This is a genomic window from Bacillus sp. AFS001701 (assembly GCF_002559405.1).
Classification (GTDB): Bacteria; Bacillota; Bacilli; order Bacillales; family Bacillaceae_G; genus Gottfriedia.
Window position 1 is genome coordinate 1 of the sequence record NZ_NTZO01000312.1, and the last position, 3,516, is coordinate 3,516.

At 29.1% G+C, this 3,516-nt stretch carries 7 protein-coding genes and 1 pseudogene; 1 reads left to right on the top strand and 7 read right to left on the bottom strand.

The features are described from left to right. Positions 1-137: 137 nt before the first annotated feature. The 3 genes and pseudogenes from CN514_RS26625 to CN514_RS18750 all read right to left on the bottom strand — a co-directional run. Positions 138-302, bottom strand: a pseudogene (locus CN514_RS26625) (helix-turn-helix domain-containing protein); the annotation flags it as partial. Between the two features lie 84 nt (positions 303-386). Beyond that, a complete protein-coding gene (locus CN514_RS18745; RefSeq protein WP_098233910.1) occupies positions 387-743 on the bottom strand; it encodes a DUF2500 domain-containing protein in 357 nt (118 codons plus the stop codon). 170 nt (positions 744-913) lie between these two features. Then, positions 914-1,096 (bottom strand): hypothetical protein, encoded by a 183-nt coding sequence (locus CN514_RS18750; RefSeq protein ID WP_098233911.1) that lies wholly within the window; start codon positions 1,094-1,096, stop codon positions 914-916. 402 nt (positions 1,097-1,498) lie between these two features. Between CN514_RS18750 and CN514_RS18755 the strand changes: the two genes are divergently transcribed. Beyond that, positions 1,499-1,675, top strand: coding sequence for a DUF3934 family protein (locus tag CN514_RS18755; protein ID WP_084006746.1), 177 nt, complete (start codon positions 1,499-1,501; stop codon positions 1,673-1,675). 175 nt (positions 1,676-1,850) lie between these two features. Here the strand turns inward: CN514_RS18755 and CN514_RS18760 are convergent, their stop codons facing one another. The 4 genes from CN514_RS18760 to CN514_RS18770 all read right to left on the bottom strand — a co-directional run bounded on the left by CN514_RS18760 (position 1,851) and on the right by CN514_RS18770 (position 3,435). Further along, positions 1,851-2,051: a cold-shock protein gene (locus CN514_RS18760; protein ID WP_069032402.1), complete on the bottom strand. Its 201-nt coding sequence runs from the start codon at positions 2,049-2,051 to the stop codon at positions 1,851-1,853. A gap of 218 nt (positions 2,052-2,269) precedes the next feature. Continuing rightward, positions 2,270-2,398 (bottom strand): hypothetical protein, encoded by a 129-nt coding sequence (locus CN514_RS26630; RefSeq protein WP_286141752.1) that lies wholly within the window; start codon positions 2,396-2,398, stop codon positions 2,270-2,272. A gap of 126 nt (positions 2,399-2,524) precedes the next feature. After that, a complete protein-coding gene (locus CN514_RS18765) occupies positions 2,525-2,974 on the bottom strand; it encodes a DinB family protein (RefSeq protein ID WP_286141753.1) in 450 nt (149 codons plus the stop codon). Between the two features lie 278 nt (positions 2,975-3,252). Beyond that, the gene (locus CN514_RS18770; protein WP_098233913.1) at positions 3,253-3,435 is read right to left on the bottom strand and encodes a hypothetical protein; all 183 of its coding nucleotides are present in this window, start codon (positions 3,433-3,435) and stop codon (positions 3,253-3,255) included. Positions 3,436-3,516 lie beyond the last annotated feature (81 nt).

Here is a 3,516-nt window from a genome sequence, read left to right on the forward strand (position 1 = left end):
ATCTTAGATACAGGATTTTTATATTTTTCTTGTTTTCTTAAAACTCTTTAATTATTAATTCTCTTTCTGAATCCATCAATTTTAATAGAACATACTCCTACTTAAAATAACTCCCCAAGGACAATCATAAATTCTCCTTAATCTAAATATGACATATACTCATATGCTGTTGTCCCATAAATACTCTTGAAATGTTTATTTAAATGGGTTAAATCTACAAAGCCACATTCCGATACCGCTGAATAAATATCTCTATTTTTTTCGATCAAGTGCTTTGCCCGTTCAATCTTACAATTAAGAAAGTTCAACTAATTCTAGTGTTAATTCAATAGTTACTATAAAATAATATACCAATAGTCTAGCTAAAATTAATGAGCACTTTTATCTTATCTACTTCTAATAAAACCTTGATATCTAGTGCCTTGAAATGTAAGCTCTCCAACATCACCTTCAACAATCATTCCGTATTCAGTATCCTTTACCTGGAACTCTAACCGATCTCCACTTTCTACTTCAAACGTTACAAAATAATTACTATATGACGAATGTTCCCCGCCACCATGTACTGTTGTTCTTTTAGTTATCGCTTTGGCTTTTACATTTAATTTTGGTGAGTTATTATTTTTATTCCATTGTGTAAACCCTTTTATGATTGAGAATAAAACAATGGATATAACAATTACAAATGTAATACCAATGAAAATTGGACCGAACGTAAACATAAAATCTCCGCCTTCAAACATTTTACCCCTCCTAGGATCATTTCCATTTTCATGCTGTGAACTAACTATGATTTTTTATAGTTATTAAAATATCTTAAATATTTATTTATATTTTTATTTGATTTTCTTATTGATTGTAAAGCCCTTCTAAGTAATCATTTCGCTTAAAGAATCTATAAGCTTCTTTATGTTTATTTTTCAGATTTTACAAGTATTAGAGAAGAATTTATTTTTTCTACTTTAGTTTCATTCGTTTTTGTTATTGGATATGATGAATTCGTTTTAATATAAACCAAAATTCCCAATCCGATCATAATAATCATTGAAAAAATGACTATTAAATTTCTTACAAATACTTTTTTCGTAGTTTTCATGTTGAAACCATATCCTCTTTTTTTAATGTTCCTTTAATTGTATCAATTATATAGGTTTTTGTATTTGGGGAATTTGGTCCTTTTTTAGAATGAATTTCAGACAATCCTTATACGACTAATCTGTCATTTATCTCCATAAAAAACGACTTTATATCATATTGATTTAACTTAAGTGCTACATAAAACCTATCAAACTAAAAAATATCAGATTTACAGACATCCTATTCTCCAGCATAGTTCAAATACTCAAATCATTTTATAGGTCATATGTATTCTTTCGTTCAATTACAATAAAGAAATTAAAATGTCCTCTTTTATTGCTCTAATCTTATTTAACCCACAAGTTAATTAGAAATTACTGAAAAATGTATTGTTAGTGTATAATAGTTATGAGGTGTTTATATGAAAGCTAAAGCTAAGAGTGGTACAGGTAAGGGTACAGGTAGAGGTACAGATAAGAAGGGTTGGAATAGGTGGCAAGCTAGTGCAAAAAAAGCAAAGAACGCGAAGCCATATGTTAGCAAAGGTACTAAAAATAAAGGCAATTCAAAAACAACTAATAATAATTCAAATGGCTAATTTTCGATAATGATTTGTTTCTTCATTTTATATGGTCTATAATACTTTAAACCATTTTCTTTACCATGATCCACGTTAGATTTTACCCTTATTCTTTTTGGAATAGCGGTTTTTAAATTTAAAAGTCATAAAAAGAGTCGGATTCTACTTTATAGATTCCGACTCCTTTTTTCAACTAAGCCTTTTTAACATTAGTTGCTTGTGGTCCGCGTTGACCTTGTTCTACTTCAAACGTAACGGCTTGACCTTCATCTAATGATTTAAATCCATCAGTTTGAATTGCTGAGAAATGTACGAATACATCATCACCATTTTCACGCTCAATAAATCCAAATCCTTTTTCTGCATTAAACCATTTTACTTTACCATGTTCCATTTTTGTAACCTCCCAGTGTGGCTTACACACATTGTAATAGCCTAATTTTAACAATTTAGTTATGAATTATCAAATTTCCATCAAAAAAAATAAAATAACTGAGTAATATGGTTGATTTCAAGTTGATTATTGTATAACTAACTCTTGCTATATTAATTAAGGAGTATCCCTATTTTTTCTCTAAATTACTTATTCTTTGCTCTAATTCTTCAATTTTTTTACTTTGAAATAAACAAATTATTTGCTACAAATAATCTTACTTTTTTAATAATCATAATCACGATATAGACTACTACAATTAGAAATATCAATTGTAGTAACGTAATGAGTAAACTAAAATTATCCATTTGGCATACTCCTTTTCAAACTCAATCTAGATTAAAACTACTTTCAAAAGAAGTAGATTAAATCCTTTGATGAACTAATTTTTCAGAAGTAAAATAGTCGTCGATCATCGTTATCGACGACTATTTTTATAATCTTTGTTTCCCTGTCCAAAGTCCTTGCATTTTACTAATTAATACAATTTGTCCAATATGATATGCGTCGTGCATTGCTAGACTCTTCAGTTCAAGTACTAATGATCTTTCTCCTGGAATCTGTCTATACAAATCTTCATGTTCTGATTTTGCTAGTATTTTTTCAAGTTCACGATGAGTATAAAAGTATTCTTCTATTGTTTTCTTCCAATTTTCAACCGTCTCAGTTGGTAATCGAAATGTATCTTCATTTTTTTCTGCCTGTGGTTCATTCTCTGTTTCACCAAGAAACCGCAACAGAAGTCTCTTTTCATAGAAAAGTAGATGACAAACTAATTCCCAAATGGAATTCATTGTCTCATCAGTTGGTTTCCAAATTGCTTGTTCAAAAGTGACATCCTTTAACACTTTTTCTAGTGGTGGAAACCAGTCTTGTGCATCCAAACAACTTGCCCATTGCTGTATTTTTCTATTCCCTCCAATTTAATCCCTAAACTAGATAATCAAAAATTCTTTTGCAGCACATTATAGATAGGTGACTAAATAATTTATCATGCCAATCATTAACTTCTTAGTTGATAAAAGTAATTTTTCTTCCAGCATAACGACATAATTAATTAATTTTTATAATTCCATTTAAGATTAAAAAATCCCCATATAGCTGCATAAGAAAAACGATCCTTCGTTATTGTAGAATCGCATGCATTAGTTACATAAGATTTTTACCATTTCCATTCTTTAAAATATTGCCATCCTTCATCAGTTGAAGCAAAAATAGATTTACATTGTTTGCATCTAAGAATTATACCAGAAGGATATTTGGGATTATCTATAACTAACTTCGTAGTGCACTTTTTGTACCCACATTTTGGACATTCTTCAAGCATATCTTTTCTAACTTTCATTTGATTCCCCTAAATTTATAAGCTTTATTGATAAATTGTTGAACTAACGCATGCCTTAATTTAATAAGATTGTAAATCATG

Bases quoted from the DNA above. Each gene is read 5' to 3' on its own strand.
- CN514_RS18750 (WP_098233911.1), bottom strand. From the start codon at position 1,096: ATGAAAACTACGAAAAAAGTATTTGTAAGAAATTTAATAGTCATTTTT.
- CN514_RS26630 (WP_286141752.1), bottom strand. From the start codon at position 2,398: ATGGATAATTTTAGTTTACTCATTACGTTACTACAATTGATATTTCTA.
- CN514_RS18745 (WP_098233910.1), bottom strand. From the start codon at position 743: ATGTTTGAAGGCGGAGATTTTATGTTTACGTTCGGTCCAATTTTCATT.
- CN514_RS18760 (WP_069032402.1), bottom strand. From the start codon at position 2,051: ATGGAACATGGTAAAGTAAAATGGTTTAATGCAGAAAAAGGATTTGGA.
- CN514_RS18755 (WP_084006746.1), top strand. From the start codon at position 1,499: ATGAAAGCTAAAGCTAAGAGTGGTACAGGTAAGGGTACAGGTAGAGGT.
- CN514_RS18770 (WP_098233913.1), bottom strand. From the start codon at position 3,435: ATGAAAGTTAGAAAAGATATGCTTGAAGAATGTCCAAAATGTGGGTAC.